This is a genomic window from Paenibacillus sp. FSL W7-1088 (assembly GCF_037969855.1).
Classification (GTDB): Bacteria; Bacillota; Bacilli; order Paenibacillales; family Paenibacillaceae; genus Paenibacillus.
The window spans coordinates 3,238,827-3,256,959 of the sequence record NZ_CP150216.1 but is presented as its reverse complement, the minus strand read 5'-3'; the positions used below and the strand labels follow the sequence as shown (position 1 = coordinate 3,256,959).

Here is an 18,133-nt window from a genome sequence, read left to right as displayed (position 1 = left end):
ATAGTTGAGCCTGACTATAGCTGGATGTTTTTTTGTTATATCAAGTCATTATAAGAATACGCACGAATTAATGAGAACTGTTTAGCTAGAAAATGCGGTGCATAAGGCATGTCATTGCGAAGCCAGGATACAATGGTACCAATCAGGGCTGAGGAACTGTACCAGATGGCGATCTCCTTATGAATACCCGCTTGTGAAAGAGAGTTTTCCAGCTCCAAGCTTTCGATCTTGGCCGAAACGAGTTTCGATAGCAATTTCAACAGCCTCTCCGTAAAAATAGGCGTTCGTCTGGAAGCGAGAACGACGCGATAGAATTTGGAATGGTCAGCAAAGTGTTCAAGCAATTTCACTAGCACTGGCCAACCATCGTCTTTGGCAGCATCCTCAAATTGAGGAGCATGTTCGTCCACAATGCGTTCAATGTTCTCAATCATCTCATCCGCCATTTTCTCCATCATGTCTGTGATATCCCGATAATGCAGATAAAAGGTCACCCGATTGATCGTCGCTCGTTCTGCAATTCGATTGACGGACAATTTCTCGATGTCCATTTCCTGCAACAGATCTACAAAAGCATCACGAATCAACTGTCTTGTACGAAGTATACGAGGATCTGTAGCAGACTTCTTATCGTTTTTCATGCAAAATCACTCCTCAAATTTTGAAAATTACAATTTTAAATGATCAGTCGTTTATTTCCGAATTAGACGACATATTTTATTATTTCGTAAAATAAGCAACGAAAATACCCAAAATCGTAAATTGTAATCTGCGGGAATATGTATATAATTCAATAGATACAATGTAAACTATACAACACGTTGTAAATTTAGTCACGTGTGGATTGAAAGGATGGAATGGATTGAGTCAGGCTAGATTAAAAGAAAGAGATGACGTAAAAAAGGGCCCCATACTGTTTGTTATGATTTTGGGTGCATTTCTTGCCACATTGAACCAAACCGTTATGAGTGTGGCAACGCCGGAGCTGATGGGTGATTTTAATATCTCAGCAGCAACAGCCCAATGGTTTACGACAGGCTATATGCTGGTGAATGGAGTCCTCATTCCCATCACAGCCTATTTCATGCAACGCTTTTCGACACGGCAATTATTTCAAGCTTCGATGTTTATTTTCCTCATCGGTACGATTATATCTGCCCTTGCGAGTAATTTCGGTACATTGTTAACAGGACGTATGGTGCAAGCAGCCGGTGCTGGTATTATCATGCCATTGTTGATGCATGTCATTCTTACCTTGTTCTCTCCTGAGAAAAGGGGCGCCGCGATGGGTATGGTCGGTTTTGCCATCATTTTCGCTCCGGCCATTGGGCCAACCCTTGCTGGTTATATTCTTGAGCACTACACATGGCAAACGATGTTTTACGGGATGATTCCACTAACCGTTATTGTTATTGGTTTTGCGTTTGTATATCTCAAAAATGTATCTGAACGGGTCAAACTCAAATTCGATACGCTCAGCGTACTGCTGTCCACGATTGGATTCGGCGCATTGCTGTATGGCTTCAGCCGGGCGGGAAGTCTGGGATGGTCAAGTGCAGAAGTCATCATATGCCTTGCAGCAGGAGTTGTTGCTCTTGGACTGTTCACATGGAGACAGCTCGCGTCAGCAAATCCCCTGCTCGATCTGCGGGCTTTCAAGTATAATATGTTCTCTCTGACCACGATCATTAATATCGCGATCACAATGATCATGTATGCCGATATGATGTTGCTTCCTTTGTACCTCCAAAATGCACGGGGTTACACGGCATTGGAGTCCGGATTATTATTGCTTCCAGGAGCGCTTGTCATGGGCTTCCTGATGCCAATAACCGGTAGATTGTTTGACCGGTTTGGTGCAAAATGGCTGGCGATTATCGGGATGGTTATCACGATCGTAACCACTATTGGTTTCATTGATCTAACCGATTCTACCAGCTATACCTACCTTGTATTAATGTCAACAGGTCGTCGAATTGGTATGGCCTTGCTCATGATGCCGATCCAAACTGCAGGTTTGAATCAACTGCCTCCAAGACTTGGGCCACACGGTACAGCAATATCCAACACCGTCAGACAGGTAGCCGGCGCTGTGGGTACTTCATTGCTTGTAAGTGTAATGACCAGTCGCACAACGGCACATGTACAGGATATGGTGGCCACGGGAGCAGCCAAAGGCTTAACCCAGCAGCAGTTGGGAATGGAATCCATGATCCAGGGAATTAATGATGCTTATGTTGTCATTATCGGCATTGCCGTTGTGGGATTGCTACTTTCCTTCTTCATCAAACGTACCAAACAAGCAACGGAGGAAGACTCCAAACAGCCTGTAAGACAAAAAGTCTCGATGAATACAAATTAAGAACAGTATCAACATGAATTACATCATGTAGAGCCTATAGTCTCGCATACCAAAAGCGGCAGATCAGGACCCTAAGCTTTACGTCCAATCTGCCGCTTTTTTGTGTATGAAATAATAAAATAAACCGTAGCCTCTCCACTGGAGAGAGATCTTCCGCGCTAACGTAGAATAACTCCACAACCGCTTTGTTTCTGGCAACATCATCGGGAACATAATCTGATCCACCAGCAGATCAAAATCGGAAGCATAGCTTTGGCTCACCAAAGCTCTGGCGAATCATCATGTCTTCCTGCACACGCTGCTCCAGAATGGCAAGAATACAAATCTTTTGAACCAAAGAATTTTGTAAAATATTCCTTTGGACACACCTGACTCGTCTAGTATCATCTGTATGGAAGTGTTGGTCACTCCATGTCTCTCAAAGAGCACAAGTGCTGAGTCCCAATAACATTTGTTTCCGTTTATTCATAAGTTCCCCCTGATGATATAGGTGGTTCACGTTGCGCTATTCAACCATCTACTGCAAATCCACTGCAAACATCACATGTTCCTTCCAAATCCCCTTGATTTTAATATTCTGACGGTCGGTTTCCTGGAACCCCGCCTTGCGCAACACTCGAATTGATCCGGCATTGTCGGGCAGTGCACCTGCCTCCACTCGTTTTATTCCAGCGTCATTCACGGCAAAATTAAGTACTAGCCGCAGAGCTTCACTCATGTATCCCTTGCCATTCCGGGCCTGGTCGAGCACATAACCAACAATCCATTTGCTGATGGAATCCAGTTCAAGTTCGAACAGAGAGATCTCCCCAATAAGCTCATGCGCATGCTTCAGGAAGATCCCGAAAGAGTAACGTTTCCCTTCTTCCCTCGCCTTGTTCCAGCCTTCAAGAAGGGCGACCTGACCCTCCAGTGTATAGAATGTCTCTGATCGTTCACTTGCCGATATCTCTTCGAAAACAGCCCGGTTACGGAGCTGCAAATCCAGCAGTGCTGGCGCGTCCTCCACGTTCAAAAATCGTAAATAGATGCGTTCCCCATGATTGTTCATCTGTATGTTCATCCTTGTCTCTGGTTGTAATAGAGTTGAGATTTCATTCATCAGAAGTACGAAAGTTGCCGTTTATAAGCCATATCCCAGAACAGATATTCAAATTCAACACTTCTTCTGAATATGTCTTCAATGGCCTCCAGTTCCTGCTCGGTTTTATGTTCACATAATGCATCCAATGTATCATAGAACCATTCGAATGAATCGCGGAATTCATCACTTGCATAATTTTCGATCCACGTCTGATAGAAATTGCCCTCTAATGAATCTCGATATTGTTCTTTTAATCTTGTGGCATAGTCGTAATACGTCCACGCACAAGGGAAAATGACGGCGATGATTTCGGCAACACCACCTGTTTGTGCAACACTCATCATATTCGACGTATACGCCTTGTTGTACAGAGACGGTTTGATCGTATGATTTTCATCCAGCGTAATCCCAAATCCCTTCATATAATTTCGATGCAAATCCATTTCTTCGTACAGAATAGCGTGTTGAATCACCGTAAAATTCGTCATCAGTTTTTCATCTGTCGCCTTCACTGCACCCATGGCAAAAATCTTCGCATATTCAATCAGATATGTATAGTCCTGAAGAAGATAAAACTTAAACGCTTCCTGATCCAGTGTGCCTTTCCCCATTTCGTGTAAAAAAGGATGATTGTATCCATCTTCCCATACGGTTCTGGACTTATCTTTTAACGTTCTCGAAAATGACATGATCATTGCTCCTTTTATTCAAATCATGATGCCCCCGCTTCACAGTCAGCTATCGCGTTCTGTCCCCCAAAATGCAGACCAAAAAGCCCTTGACCTATTTTCGGCAAGGGCAAAATAACATGAGTACATGTCATTTGCTCCCTACGTCAGTATTAACTAACAGGTTCAAAGGGTCAGGTTTTAACCTTCTCAACTGCGAACAGTCCCCCTGCAAATAGCTCAGGCTTATTACAACATGTGTTTTTCCAAATGTCAATCCATTCCTATTAATCTTCAAGTTCCCCTAAATCTTCTTGCAGGTTCTTAAGTCGGGTCCGGATGGTCTTAATCATACTTTGTACCTTGTTTAACTCATCCACCCATTGTTGCTCATTAGAGACGTTCGTCGTTGAAGTTAAATGATACGCCGGAGACGTCCTTAACTTGTTTAAATCCGATTCGTATGCCCGCCGCTCTTCCTCGGCCTTTGCCAATTCCTCCTCGGCGATGGCAATCTGATGCTCCAGATAGATGATATCTGAAGAGTAGCCGTGAGATAAGCGCTGTGAATACGTCATAGTTCACCTCATTTCTGATTCATCATTTCTGATCAACCATAGCTTTTCCAAGGTCATATGGCTGAATATCGATATCTAACTCCATACCAAGAGCCAACTTGGCCAGTTGACTTCCAATAAAAGGCCCCATCGTTAAACCGGAAGCTCCAAGCCCGTTGGCTGTAATCAAGCCATTCCAACCTGGGACAGCACCCATTACCGGAAGAAAACCTGGTGTAAATGGACGAAATCCTACTCTTACTTCCTGAAACGTGCTATCAGCTAAACCGGGAGCCAGTTCCAATCCTTTATTCAAAATTTCCTGCATTCCGCCTGCGGTTACTCTTGTATCGTATCCTTCAATATCATTTTCGTGAGTCGCTCCGATCACAATCTTCTGTTGATCAAAGGCTAACAAATATTGATCCGAAGGAGGCATGACTACAGGCCAGTTCCCAGTGTCCTTTCGATCGTGAACCTGCAAGTGCATAATTTGTGCCTTCTGATAATGAACCTTAAAATCAATGCCCAAGGGCTTCAACAGTTCATTAGCCCAAGCGCCAGCACACACAATAACCTCGTCAGCCGATATGACTTTACCGTCCACAACCACTCCAGTTACTCGGTCCGATTCATATTGAAGTGTCGCGTCACCATTAATCAGGACCGCTCCATTTCGTTGAGCCGATCGGATTAACGCATCACGCAGCGCACGCCCGTCAATACGCGCGGCTCCGCTGATGTAGACTGAATGAAAGCTCTCCTCCAGAAGAGGAAAACGCTCATGAGTTTCTTTTGCATCTAGACAGGTAATATCGGCAATCTCCGGTGCATCTTCTTTACGAAGGTGTGCCCTCTCCTGCATCTTGTTAATTTTGTCCACATCCGTATGAATACTAAGAGCACCCACTTGAGCGTAACCTGTTTCCGTTTCCCCTTCACTCTTGAGTTCTTCAATCAACCCGGGATAAAAACGTGCCCCCGCCTTGGCAAGCTGATACCAATCCTGATTACGGCGCTGAGATAACCAGGGACAGATGATCCCGGCAGCAGCATCCGTAGCCTGCCCTCGATCTTTCCGGTCTATAAGAAGAACTTCCGCACCCCTTTTTGCCAATTGATACGCTGTGGAAGCCCCAAGAATTCCTGATCCTACGACGATGACTTTCTTCATGACTGCATCCCTTTCCTAAATCACTGTATCCATTATAGCGTATACTATATGGTCTGATAATGGCAAAGCATCGACATGATGATACGTGTTCCTAAAAGGTTTTCGATAAGTGGTTCATCGAAGTGAATAGACCGTTTAAATTAATGTCATTTATGTAATATAATTCAAATCATGTTTCTTTTAACGCTGTATCTTCGCCATTTACGCACACGACCTTTAACGAAATGAGGAATAACACAACGATGCCGAAACCTAGTACGGGGAATTCACTGGATACCGATATGCCGCTTATGATTACAGGTCAAAATCAGCTGACTGTAGATGAATTAATGAATTGGAACGGTCATTCACGGGATTACAGTATTGTGCAGTGTATCGGGGGAACAGGGAAAATCGCAGCCCAAAATCATGAGTTTTCAATTCGGGAAGGAACAGCTCTTATTCTGTTTCCAGAGGTGACATATCGTTACGACAATCTGAGTGATTCATTGTTGTTCGATTGTCTGTCTTTTAATGGCTATTTATTGCCCCGGTTTCTGCATACCTTGCAGATCGGGGAGCTGCGCGCCTTCAAGCCGGATGGAATGCTTCATATCCTGTTGCATGAAATAACGTTGGCGCTGCAGTCCCGGCACAAGGATCAGATCTGGCACGTATCCGCATTGCTGTACATGCTTCTGGTCAGGTTAACGATTGATGGCGATCGTTATGGTACTTATGAACGTTCGGATGCCCGATTAAAGCTGGGCGGACTGGTTACTTTTATCAAGCAAAATTATGATCAGGATATCTCGCTCTCCATGCTGGCTCAGCAAATGGACGTCACCGAGCAGCATTTGAATCGGATATTCAAAAAGGAATTCCAAATGACTCCGCTTGATTATCTGACACGATATCGGTTGTTGAAAGCGAAGGAAATGCTCGTCCATGACGCCGGAATAACGGCCCACGAGATTGCTCGGGCTGTCGGTTTCAACAGCGCCAGTTATTTTGGATCCGTATTCAAAAAATATGAAGGGATCTCTCCTATTGAGTTACGCAAGCAATACCAGGGTTAAAGAATCTCCATCGTAATCTCTGCCAGCGAGGTTAACCGCAGATCATACTTCGAGAATTCCAAATTACGTGTTACCTCGTTAGGCACAATGACACAGCGAATTCCCGCCGCTTTGGCTGCCTTCAGTCCATTCGGCGAGTCCTCGAACACAACCGCTTCGGATGCCCCGATCCCGAGACTCTCCAGAGCAAGCAGATACAATTCCGGGTCCGGTTTGACCCGCTTCACATCCTCAGCTGTATGAATAACATCGAATAGTTCGAAAATGCCGAGTGTACGCAAATAACCATGAACCCAATCCCGGGTAGAGCTGGAAGCAACGGCAAGCCCAATCCCTTTTTTACGGGCAGACTGGAGCAACTCATGCACGCCTGGAAGAATTGCTGCCTGTCCAAGGTAGGCTTCGTATTTCTGTTCAGAGAGTAACTTGATATGATCGTGATCGATCGGTTTTTGCAGCGCTTGCTCCAGATATTGAAAAGGATGAAATTCTTCAAACGATGTCCCTACATTTTTCGACCAAAGCTCCAGGCCAAGTTCAAGTCCATGCTCTTTATAAATATCGCGAAAAGCATAGAACCAAGGTGTCTCCGTGTCCACAATCAGTCCATCAAAATCCAAAATAAAAGCTTTTACCATTCCGCTTTTCTCCCCCCAATGATCAGCCGATTAGCAGGGAGATGGGCTTAAAAGCGTGCAGTCACATCCGGACGGGTAACATTCATCGATAAAAAGTGACAGGTGCATCCCGTTCCGGCTGGTGACTGTCCAACAACTCCAGCCCGGATCTCCCCCTCTATTGGCATGCCGAAATATCGAATTAATTTCCACTCCACCCCATCGGGTGAATAAAAGAATGAAATGCAGTCCTCCACTTTACGTATGCGCAGATAGGGGTTGGTTACGGGAACTTCAACCGAATTGCAATCGTCGGATGAACCTTCCTTCGTTACTACCGACACAATGGTAGCCGCTTTTCCATCATACTCAAAACAAAGCTTGCACCAGTTTCGCTCATCCGCCATCACCATCAAACATCCGGAATCATACTGGTGTTGCATGTTCACGGTTAGCTGGGTCGTCATTTCAAAATCGTTAGGCACCGGCATCGACAGAAATGGCGCGGTTGCACGAATATGCTTACCCGCCGGGTCCTGGAAAAAGTCCGTATCAGCCTGAGCTTCTACAATTAGAACGCCTTGATCGGTATAAGACCAGGTCTTCGGCTCATTAATCCAGTTCATTTGGTTTCTTGTTTCTGTTGCAAATACGTTTGTCATTTCTATGCCTCCCAGGTTCATTTTCTGTATTATATATTCGTTTCATATACAGAAAACCCCTTCTCCTACATATTTTTGTAAGTGCTAATCACTTGGGAGTGTTTCTGAGGATCAGGGAGGAATAACATAATGACCATGAGTACGATGTAAAGTGCAAGAATGACACTGAACAACAGCACGGGATTATAGTGATACAGCAGACCTGTCAGGTAACCTGATGGAATCGCTGTTAATGTCATGACCGTCTGCACGGCCGAGAACATATCCGCTTTTTCATGTGTACCCAATCGGTTCATAAGCAGTGAGTCCCGATACGTTTGCAAGATGAAATTGCCTGCCGCCAGTACAATTAGAGTCAGAAATAACATGGCTATATTCCCCGCAGGTATCAACAGAAAAAGTATTGCCCCCACTGTACTCAAAATGATCGAGAAACTGACATACTTTTCTTCTGAACGCCGTTTCAGACGCGGGATAATGACTAAATACAAGAGCATGACGGTTACAGCGGTGACGACCGGGATAAATGATATAATCTGATCATTGAAGTTTAACTGTTCCTTGAAAAAAATTACCTGGAAAAAGTTCAACTGCAGGATCAGATTGGATAGCACCGTGATCAGAATAATCGGTAAAAGCCTCCGTTTATAGAACGATTTGCCGAAAAGTCGCAGACTGGAAGCCAGACTCTGGATCACCCGGGTTTGGCTATGCATTCCCATAAGTTCCTTCCCTACTGCGGTCTCATCCGTATATCGGTTGCGAATGAAGAACATGACGGTCATGAGAATGCCACCGACAAAATAAATACTGGCCAGTGTTGGCACAATGCCAAAATCGGCAATCACTACCCCGGCGATCGGTGTCAGTACTCCAGCACCCGTAATGATCATGTTGAGAATGGCGAATACCTTGGATCGCTTGTGTTCCTCAACATCCTCAATAATTAGACAGTTGAAGGAAACGGTCACAAATTTGGAGGTTGCATTCAGCAGGTAAGCGATCAGAAACAACCAAAAGTTCTGGGAGAAAGCCCAGATGAACATGGGAACACTCCAGGCAATCAGATCAAAGATCAGCGTTGTTCGCTTGCGCCCAAGCTTATTCGTGATTGAACCCGCAAATAACTGAAATATAAAGGCAAAATAAAGATTCACCGAATTGATCAAACCAATTTCAATATCCGAAAGTCCGGCTTCCTTCATATATAAAGGAGCATAAAAAAGAACAATCGTGCCCGGGATGGCCCACACCGGTTCAAGTAAGATGGAGTACCGCGGATTTCTCGGCAAATCCTGTAGCAGCTTCAATCGATATCTCCCCCCTTTTCTGCGGTGTTTCACCGCTGCGAATACCTGCTTTTCGCAGCGGCAAAACCGCCAATATCTACATGCTTACAAGATCAGAGCTGTTTTAACCGAATTCATGGGCAATTTCTCTCCGGTACGCAGATGATATCCGATTGTCCCATTGAATGCCTGTTCATAATCACTCAGCAGTTCCGTAGAGGTAACCATTTGCTCCAGTTCCGGAATACTTTGTGCAAATTTCAATGCTGTACTGATCATCGAGTGATTAGCTACCGCACCAATGATACTAATGCCATCATTAATCACGGCAGTTGATTTAAACGTCACTTCATAGCTGTCGTCATAACCCATAGGAATGATCTTGCCGCCTTTGGCAATCATCTCAAATCCTACATGAAGCTGGTTACCAACCGCGTCCACTACAATATCAAACTTCTTGTTATTATTGATCTCGTATACTTTATCCAGTGTCAGATCCTGAGGATAGAACACATGATCCGCGATCTCTGAAGCGAACTCTTTGCGGAATGGATCAACTTCCGTGCCTACAGTAAGCCTTGCCAATCGTTTGCTCACAAGCTGACACAAGGAACCTATTGCACCAGAACCGAGGACCAGTACAGAGTCACTTGGCTTAGTCCCTGCTTTCATGAACGTCTGAAGTACACATCCGAGTGGTTCGATCATCATGGCCGTTTCCCAACTCATGGAATCCGGTATGGGGTAGATATATTTCTCGTCCCCAACGTAATATTCTGCAAAAGTACCGTGAGTGGTCATACCTACTTGGTAGTCATCAAAGTTTTCGCAATAGATGAACAAACCTTCACGGCAATAGGAGCAGGTACCGCAAGATTGCGTGGGATCAACCAATACCCGATCACCCACCTTGAAACCACGAACTTCGTCGCCCACCTCAACCACTGTACCTACACCTTCATGACCAATAATCGTTCCTTTATTCGCCGGAACTTTGCCTTTGACAATATTCAGGTCTGTACCACAGATGCCTGAACCATAGATTTTAATCTTTACCTGGTTTGGCTTGTTTATGGTTGGCTCCTCAATATCCTGGTAAGTCACCTGTTTAAGATCCTGATATACGAGTGCTTTCATTGAATATTCCTCCTAGTTGAATAAAATTTTAAACGTTTTCGTAAATCTCAATTCGAAAGGTGTTCCTGTTTCAGCATCTCTTTCCAGTCGGAAAGTGTCTGCAAGAGAGCTTCCTCCACCCACAGCAATTCATCCCGGGTATGAGCATCTGAGAAAATAAAATACCCTTTGGTAAAGATTCCGAAGTGCGCCATTCGTTTGACCATAAATTCACGAAACGGATCGGTATGAAAGTTTTCCTCCGAAATAGAGCTAATGGAGAAGCTCGCATAAGTACCCTTCAGCACCAATTGATCGGTTAATCCAAGAAGTACGAGTTCAGCTTCAATCAGATCCATAATCCGAATGGTAGCCTCGCGCCAGCTAGGCCATACTTTAGCGCTTTTCATCAATCGCTCACATGCAATCGCTGCCGCGAGTGCAGTGGTCTCGCTGGAATGGGCGTTGCTGAATCTGACCTGTCCTGATAATGACATCAAATGTTCCGGTCCCATTACGGCTGCGAGCGGCAGTCCATTCGCCATGCCTTTGGAAATACAGAGCAGATCCGGCCAGATGTCATACTCCCCTGCTGTAGCTTGCTTGCCCATTCGAATGCCGGAGGTGACTTCATCAAATATGATAATGATATCCAATGACCGACATAGGGATACAACTTGCTCCAACGGCTCACGTTTCCATTCATTCGGACAAAGAACAATGCAGGCGATATCCTCGGGAGAGGATTGAATTTGGGCCTCGATACGCTCTGGCGAGGGCTTGTCTATCCAGATTGTTGTGCGCTCGATATCCACGGGGATGCCTCGTTCTTTCGTTTCGCGGCCATAGTACCCATAGGCAGACCAGTCATGCCACCCATGATAGGCCGTCGCGATGACCCTGCTTTTGCCACTTCCTGCACGAGCCAGACGCACAGCTCCACTGACTGCATCTGCGCCGCTTTTGGTGAATCGCAAAGAGGGATAGCGGCCTTCAAACCGCTCCAAAATCAGTTCAGCGCATTCAAGTTCAATGTCAGCAGGAATCGAATAACTTGTCCCTTTTTTCAGCTGATGGATAACGGTCAGTTGAACTTCGTGCCGTGCATGTCCCCATGGCGCCGTACCCATGGCCATCTCACAATCCAGCCATTCATTTCCATCGATATCTATAAAACGGGAATTGCGTGCTTCTGCGCAGCATACGGGTGTATATCCCGGAAATAATCGCTCTGGTGCTTTGGCTAACGTACTGCATCCGCTCGGAATGACCTTTTCGACATGTTCCAACCACTCCAGATTCCGTGTAAACCTTACGGCACGATCCAGCGTGCTCTCTTTTGATTTCACCTTTGGTTCCTCCCTGTTTACTTGGTTTGTGAGTTAGCGAACTTTGGAGCCAGGCCAGCAGCCGTCATATATACGATCCATGGTGATGACATTGCCATACAGATCAATGATCAGATCTTTAGCCCGATGAGCGTGTCTCATCTCGATCCAGTAACGGTTTTCCAGCAACCGGGCGAAATTGTCCACCAGAAACAGTAATCGGTTCTCGCTATGAATCAACTCCTTGCCCAGAACCTGCGGCAGCCAGATGGCTCCATTAGAGTTAAAGCGGTTGGAATAGTCACGTACCTCAGCAACAGGTGCAATGTCAGCTTCCTCCAGCTTGGTCCAGAACGTATCCGCGTCACTGCGAACTTCTGCAAGATCAATGCCAACGATCGGCAGATGCTGATATTCACTCTGGTTATCCAGCTGTTTTTTCAGATGACCGAATACGAATGGCCAAACATCGGCCTCAATTTCCCCACCCCACTTTTTCCAGAAACGTGCCAGATTGTTTTTCCGGTTGAAGTTGCGGTGAATGCCACTGCTCCGTTCCCAGTGATAGGCGAGAATATTCGGATTAATGACCGTATCATATCCGGCTGACCGCGCTCGCATCTGATAATCAAAATCCTCATATCCGTTAAAGAACTTCTCATCCAGCTCGCCTACCGTTTCATATACTTCCCTCTTCATGCCGAACATGGCGAATACAACAAGCTGAACTGAAAATGTTTCCTTCGGAATATCATCAGGCGATGCGTTCAGGAATAAGTGGCGGCCAATTGTATCAGCAAATGCAATACCACAATGCTGCACACCTCCCGTTTGCGGATAGAGCAGAACACCGCCAATCATACCGATCGTAATGTCGCTGTCCATCGTCTCCTTCATCATTGATTGCCAGTTCGGTTGAAGGATCGTATCGGAATCCAGAAAGAAAATATAATCACCCTCTGCTCGCCGAAGTGCGCTGTTGATTGATACAGCACAACCGAGTGGAAAATCATGCTGAAGAATTTCAATCGTTACCCCTTCTCTAACCTCTTGTTTCAGTTTCTCCAAATGCTGTAAAACAGCAGAACCGGAACCATCGTTGATAAAAATGATTTGAGTGGACGGGCTGACGGTCCGCAGCAATGAATCCGTAAACAGGTTCAAAATGTTATAGTCCTGGTTAACTGGCACTATAATGGTGTAAAGCATGGAATCCCTCCTGTTGGATATGATGGAATGCGTGCAAAAGCGAGTTGAAACGTTATCGAGTTCAGTGCGGATTATCGACCTCCTTGTCGCAAATTCGCTGTCTTAATTTGGTGATAATTTGAATCTACTAGAAATTTATATCATTTTTTGTAAGTTTGAAATCTTAAATTCTGAACTCTGTTAAAATTTGAATATGTACCGAAAAGAAAATATGCGCCTTTCAAGTATCGCGGATAGCTCTCCACGCAAAAAAACACCTCCAAAGTGAGTCCGTATCCAATGACAAGACCGACTCCACAATGGGGTGTTATATTGCATTAATATATGTTGTTATAAGGTAGCGGCTCTTAGAATTTATATTTATATCTTTATCTTTACCTTTTGCTCATAGCTCGATAATTCTTGTTGCAATATTTGAGCAAAACTCACTGTCATGCTCTACAAACAGAAGGGTCGGGGAGTACTCCAGCAGCAAGTCTTCAATTTGCATACGAGAGATGACATCAACAAAGTTGAGAGGTTCATCCCAAATATGCAAATGAGCTTGCTCACTGAGACTTTTAGCAATCAGCACCTTCTTTTTTTGGCCTGCGCTAAACGTCGAGATATCCTTCTCCAATTGCAGCCTGGAAAAATCCAGCTTTCTTAGGATCGATTTAAACAAGCTTTCATCGATTCCCTGTGTGACAGCATAATCCGATAATTGGCCGCCGAGATCAGACGTGTCCTGCGACACATACGAGATCTTAAGTTGGTGATCCTTTCGAAAATGACCTGTATAAGGGATGTCCTCACCACAGATCAGTTTAAGGATGCTTGATTTCCCCGATCCGTTTTTACCATAGAGTGCAATCCGATCCCCCTTTTCAACTGTGAAACTCACGTCCTTACATACCGTATTGGAGCCATATGCAATCGATACATGTTCCAATTCGACAAGTTCTTTTTTGTGAAAATCCAGTTGATGAATCTGTAGACGTTCAGCACTCTCAATATTTTTTAGAAGTTTGGACTTTTCTTGAATGGCGGATTGCTGTCTCTGCTCAATATTTTTAGAACGTTTCATCATTTTGGCAGCCTTGTGTCCGATATAGCCTTTATCCACCTTTGAACCGGAATTTCTCGTACCATTTTTGGTTCTTTCCACTTCATGCGACCATCCACCCGTCCGTTTGGCAGAATCGGATAAACGCTTGATGTCCTTTATTAACTTCTCATTACTTGCAAGTTCAAACTGATCTTGCCTTTGTTTATTTTCCCACCAAGCGGAGAAATTCCCTCTCTGAATCTCGATGTTATTTTTATTAATGGACAGGATGTGGTCTACGCAGTTATCCAGAAAGGATCGATCATGCGACACCAGAATAAATCCACTTTTGCTGCGAAGATAATTACTGACGAGTTTTCTCGCATGAATATCGAGATGATTGGTAGGTTCATCAATGAGCAAAAATCGATTATCCTTCAGAAACAAGGCAGCCAGCATCACCTTCGTTTGTTCGCCATTTGATAAGGAGTCGAAAGGCCGATACAGAATATCTTCCGAAACCTTTAACAGGTTAAGCTCTCTGACAAGCTGCCAGTGCAAATATTCAGGATAAACCTCTTCAATGATATCGAGGGTCATAGCTCCTTTATTCTGAACCTGAAAAGGAAAGTACTCAAAGCTAACATTCGCAGAAATAGTTCCGCTGTATTCATATTTACCAAGCAGCAGATTGAGAAATGTCGTCTTGCCTCTGCCGTTCCTTCCGGTAAAGCCCAATTTCCAATCGGAGTCCAGCTGAAAACTCACATTTTCAAATATATTTTCGTAACTGCCATCATAGGCAAAGGTTAGGTTGCTAACGTTAATTAAAGACATAAAGATCATCCTTTTTATGTGAAATATAAAAGTTAACCGACGTGAAATTTACCACGACATGGTCCCTCACTTTATATTTGAACATAATCAGAATTTCAATCCGCTCTTGCATGAATGACATATCCCTCGTGTCAGAGTGATTAGAATATCCTCAAATGAAAAAACGCAAAAAAGCCCCATTCACCGGTGCTTTTTTGCCTTACATCACCTGACTATGATAAAGAAATCTGGCGCCTGAGAACTTAACGCCAAAATAATCTATGCATAGGAGGATAAAGTGCCGGATTCTGATTAATTATGTTGTGAACCATGTCAGTGTTCATGTTCGTTGACAGGTTCACATAAACATCTACAACCTCTAATTCAGTCATCGCTCTATCCCCCTTTAAAAGCTCAACAATTTAATATCAGAAACTTAACATGGAATACAGCCACGGGTCAAGGCGAGAAATCAAGAAATCCGCCTTACACCCGACCCTCATGGATTTATAGTCACCATTCGCTGTATTCAATATCATCTAATTATTAAACGGCCGCATAAAGCGGTTTGTACACCGGATGCCACATGGCAGCTTTTACAGCCTCTTCAACGTCTTTCAGCTCTACACGCGCAACGCCATCTTTCACTGCCGCCTTGGCAACCGCCACTGCGACTTTGAACGAAACAGCATGCAGCTCTTTCACTCTAGGCAGAAGAGGAGCACCTGGTGCAGACGAGTCTACCGAATTAGCTACGGCCACTGCAGCTGCGGTGAACATGTTTTTGGTGAATTTCGATGCTTTCGCTACAATCGCTCCCAGACCCAAACCAGGGAACACAAAAGCATTATTGGATTGACCAATTTCATACAATGTGTCATTAAACATGACAGGTTCAAATGGACTGCCTGTTGCAATCAGTGCTTTGCCATCCGTCCATTCAATCAAGCTTCTTGGTGCTGCTTCGGCAAGCGAGGTCGGATTGGACATGGGCATAATGATTGGACGTTCCACATGCTTCGCCATTTCTTTAATAACTTGTTCATTAAAGGCACCTGTCACACCGGAAGTGCCGATCAGGATCGTTGGTTTGATCTGTTTCACAGCTTCCAGCAAACTGACCTGCCCTTGCTCATTCAACGCCCAATCTTTCACTTCCGCAGCTTTACGTACATAAGGTTTCTGGAATTCAAATAGACCTTCCGTCTCATCGGTAAGGATTCCGCGGTAATCGAACGCCCAGAAATTGCTCTCCGCTTCCTCCTGCTCAAGCCCTTCTTCCATCATAGCGTCACGAATCTGATCCGCATTACCAATACCAGCTGCCCCTGGTCCAAATACTAGGACACGATGCTCACGAAGAGGTACACCCGTCACTTGAACTCCGGACATGATCGCCGCAAGTGTGACCGCACCCGTTCCCTGTATATCGTCATTAAACGTAAGCAGTTCTTCCCCGTATTTCTGAATAATATTTCTGGCATTCACGCTGCCCAGGTCTTCCCAGTGAAGCAGGATATCCGGGAACCACTTTATTGTTTCTTTCACAAAGGCTTCGATAAATTGCTCATATTTTTCCCCGCGAATACGTTCATGGCGATTACCTACATACAATGGATCATTCAGCAATTTGGGATTATTGGTTCCAACGTCCAGCACAACAGGCAATACACGGCTTGGATCAACGCCTACGGCTGCTGTATATACTGCGAGTTTACCAATAGCAATTTTAATGCCGCCAACGCCCCAGTCTCCGATGCCCAGAATACTTTCCGAGTCGGTCACCACAATCAAATCCACATCTCCCGCATGCAATCCACTGTTACGGAAAGCTTCCACCAGCCCATCCATGTCATTGATGGATAAATATAGACCTCCAGGTCTATGGTACTGATGGCTATATTCTTGAATGGCTTGTCCGACCGTAGGTGTGTACACAATCGGCAGCATTTCACTAAGATGATCTTTCATTAGACGGTAGAATAGTACAATATTTCGGTTGAACAAATCACTGAGCATGATGCTTTTACGCAAATTATCCGATTCATTTTGCAATTGCTGGTATACCCGACTTACTTGTTCTTCAATATTTAAAACCATCGGTGGCAAGATGCCATTCAGGTTAAGCTCTCTTCTTTCTTCTTTGTTAAAGGCAGTACCCTTGTTCAACATGGGATTGGACAGAACATCCTTGCCTTTCAAAGAGGTTTTTAAGTTTCCATCAGAATCTACAAAAAATGAGTTCATTTACTGATTGCCTTCTTTCATGATGTCTGTTGACGTCTTAACGCCTTTTTAATTTATTTTTAACACTTAATAACTTTTAGTTAGTTACATATCTTCCGATGACAATTATAAAATATTTTCTATGTCATGTAAACGAACTCATGAAACTTCCATGAATGAAATTCAATTTCATTTCGATAAATAAAATTTATCACCTTGTCATTTTTCAACAAATTCATTTTATGAATTTATACATATCTCACGCCAAAAAGCCACGATCTTCGTGGCTCCAAGCGGTGTTCCTTTCTGAATGTTCATTTCCTAATCTTACATTGATCCAGATGCTGTAGTCAGTACAGATATCCTAAAAAATCAAGTTCTCCTTCACTCCAAGGCAATGTTCCGACTTCTTTAACCATTAATCCGTCGATCTTCTCAATTCTAACTCCAATTGTAGTTAAGGTCTCATGGTCAATTTTCAACCACTTACAGGTGTTACTGACCATTTTGAACCCATTTTTGCTATACAAGCCCTCATGATCAGCAAATAATAGCACAAAATCAATATGCCCTCTGGACAGCTTGTCCACTTCTGATAGCAACAACGAACCGATTCCTTGAGAGCGATATGCTGTCGAAACACACAGATCAATGACCCCCAGCACTCTTATTGCTTTTCCATTTAAATTCATCATTCTGTAATCTAATCCTACATGTCCAATCAGTTGATTATCTGGGTTAAATGCTAATATTCTGCAATGTGGAATTTGTTTAAAGAACAAACGGTCCTCCGGATAAACATCTGAAAAACTGGCAATAAGCAATGCCTGAAGATGCGTTGACCATTCTTCGTTCAAATCCATATCATAAGCTTTAATTAATTTCAAAAAATATCCCCCTAGATTAAATTGATTTCTGTTATATATTTGTCTCAGCTGAG

Annotated in this window: 18 protein-coding genes and 1 riboswitch; of the genes, 2 read left to right on the top strand and 16 right to left on the bottom strand. The window is 44.1% G+C overall.

Features of this window, described 5'->3' with window-relative positions; all coding sequences use genetic code 11:
* Positions 1 to 35 precede the first annotated feature (35 nt).
* Positions 36 to 641 (bottom strand): TetR/AcrR family transcriptional regulator C-terminal domain-containing protein, encoded by a 606-nt coding sequence (locus MKY42_RS14870; RefSeq protein WP_339852100.1) that lies wholly within the window; start codon positions 639 to 641, stop codon positions 36 to 38.
* A gap of 281 nt (positions 642 to 922) precedes the next feature.
* Here MKY42_RS14870 and MKY42_RS14865 point away from each other — a divergent pair, with 281 nt between their 5' ends.
* A complete protein-coding gene (locus MKY42_RS14865; RefSeq protein ID WP_090902273.1) occupies positions 923 to 2,362 on the top strand; it encodes a DHA2 family efflux MFS transporter permease subunit in 1,440 nt (479 codons plus the stop codon).
* A 78-nt stretch (positions 2,363 to 2,440) separates the two neighbouring features.
* Here the strand turns inward: MKY42_RS14865 and MKY42_RS14860 are convergent, their stop codons facing one another.
* The 6 genes from MKY42_RS14860 to MKY42_RS14835 all read right to left on the bottom strand — a co-directional run bounded on the left by MKY42_RS14860 (position 2,441) and on the right by MKY42_RS14835 (position 5,845).
* On the bottom strand, positions 2,441 to 2,623 hold the full coding sequence (locus MKY42_RS14860) for a hypothetical protein (protein ID WP_339852098.1): 183 nt from the start codon (positions 2,621 to 2,623) through the stop codon (positions 2,441 to 2,443).
* A gap of 18 nt (positions 2,624 to 2,641) precedes the next feature.
* Positions 2,642 to 2,791, bottom strand: a complete 150-nt coding sequence (locus MKY42_RS14855; RefSeq protein WP_339852095.1) for a TetR/AcrR family transcriptional regulator — start codon at positions 2,789 to 2,791, stop codon at positions 2,642 to 2,644.
* A gap of 88 nt (positions 2,792 to 2,879) precedes the next feature.
* Positions 2,880 to 3,413: a GNAT family N-acetyltransferase gene (locus MKY42_RS14850; protein WP_339852092.1), complete on the bottom strand. Its 534-nt coding sequence runs from the start codon at positions 3,411 to 3,413 to the stop codon at positions 2,880 to 2,882.
* 50 nt (positions 3,414 to 3,463) lie between these two features.
* A complete protein-coding gene (gene tenA, locus MKY42_RS14845; RefSeq protein ID WP_339852089.1) occupies positions 3,464 to 4,135 on the bottom strand; it encodes a thiaminase II in 672 nt (223 codons plus the stop codon).
* A gap of 121 nt (positions 4,136 to 4,256) precedes the next feature.
* A riboswitch (TPP riboswitch) is annotated at positions 4,257 to 4,355 on the bottom strand.
* A gap of 46 nt (positions 4,356 to 4,401) precedes the next feature.
* Positions 4,402 to 4,692 carry a hypothetical protein gene (locus tag MKY42_RS14840; RefSeq protein WP_339852086.1) on the bottom strand — a complete coding sequence of 97 codons (291 nt, stop codon included), beginning with the start codon at positions 4,690 to 4,692 and terminating at the stop codon, positions 4,402 to 4,404.
* A 22-nt stretch (positions 4,693 to 4,714) separates the two neighbouring features.
* A complete protein-coding gene (locus tag MKY42_RS14835) occupies positions 4,715 to 5,845 on the bottom strand; it encodes an FAD-binding oxidoreductase (protein WP_339852084.1) in 1,131 nt (376 codons plus the stop codon).
* A gap of 242 nt (positions 5,846 to 6,087) precedes the next feature.
* Between MKY42_RS14835 and MKY42_RS14830 the strand changes: the two genes are divergently transcribed.
* Entirely contained in the window at positions 6,088 to 6,903 is an 816-nt protein-coding gene (locus MKY42_RS14830; protein WP_339852081.1) for a helix-turn-helix transcriptional regulator, read from the top strand.
* Here the strand turns inward: MKY42_RS14830 and MKY42_RS14825 are convergent.
* The 9 genes from MKY42_RS14825 to MKY42_RS14785 all read right to left on the bottom strand — a co-directional run bounded on the left by MKY42_RS14825 (position 6,900) and on the right by MKY42_RS14785 (position 18,080).
* Positions 6,900 to 7,541, bottom strand: a complete 642-nt coding sequence (locus MKY42_RS14825) for an HAD family hydrolase (RefSeq protein ID WP_177185695.1) — start codon at positions 7,539 to 7,541, stop codon at positions 6,900 to 6,902. The genes MKY42_RS14830 and MKY42_RS14825 overlap by 4 nt on opposite strands.
* 47 nt (positions 7,542 to 7,588) lie before the next feature.
* Entirely contained in the window at positions 7,589 to 8,182 is a 594-nt protein-coding gene (locus MKY42_RS14820; protein ID WP_339852078.1) for a DUF1349 domain-containing protein, read from the bottom strand.
* Positions 8,183 to 8,247: 65 nt separating this feature from the next.
* Positions 8,248 to 9,492, bottom strand: a complete 1,245-nt coding sequence (locus tag MKY42_RS14815; RefSeq protein WP_090897411.1) for an MFS transporter — start codon at positions 9,490 to 9,492, stop codon at positions 8,248 to 8,250.
* Between the two features lie 84 nt (positions 9,493 to 9,576).
* Positions 9,577 to 10,608 (bottom strand): alcohol dehydrogenase catalytic domain-containing protein, encoded by a 1,032-nt coding sequence (locus MKY42_RS14810; RefSeq protein WP_339852074.1) that lies wholly within the window; start codon positions 10,606 to 10,608, stop codon positions 9,577 to 9,579.
* A 47-nt stretch (positions 10,609 to 10,655) separates the two neighbouring features.
* Positions 10,656 to 11,936, bottom strand: a complete 1,281-nt coding sequence (locus MKY42_RS14805) for an aminotransferase class III-fold pyridoxal phosphate-dependent enzyme (protein WP_339852071.1) — start codon at positions 11,934 to 11,936, stop codon at positions 10,656 to 10,658.
* A 33-nt stretch (positions 11,937 to 11,969) separates the two neighbouring features.
* Entirely contained in the window at positions 11,970 to 13,106 is a 1,137-nt protein-coding gene (locus MKY42_RS14800) for a glycosyltransferase (protein WP_339852068.1), read from the bottom strand.
* Positions 13,107 to 13,509: 403 nt separating this feature from the next.
* Complete coding sequence (locus MKY42_RS14795; protein WP_339852065.1) at positions 13,510 to 14,988, bottom strand: Lsa family ABC-F type ribosomal protection protein; 1,479 nt, start codon at positions 14,986 to 14,988, stop codon at positions 13,510 to 13,512.
* A gap of 525 nt (positions 14,989 to 15,513) precedes the next feature.
* Positions 15,514 to 17,214, bottom strand: a complete 1,701-nt coding sequence (locus MKY42_RS14790) for an NAD-dependent malic enzyme (RefSeq protein WP_339852063.1) — start codon at positions 17,212 to 17,214, stop codon at positions 15,514 to 15,516.
* A gap of 329 nt (positions 17,215 to 17,543) precedes the next feature.
* A complete protein-coding gene (locus MKY42_RS14785) occupies positions 17,544 to 18,080 on the bottom strand; it encodes a GNAT family N-acetyltransferase (RefSeq protein ID WP_339852060.1) in 537 nt (178 codons plus the stop codon).
* Positions 18,081 to 18,133 lie beyond the last annotated feature (53 nt).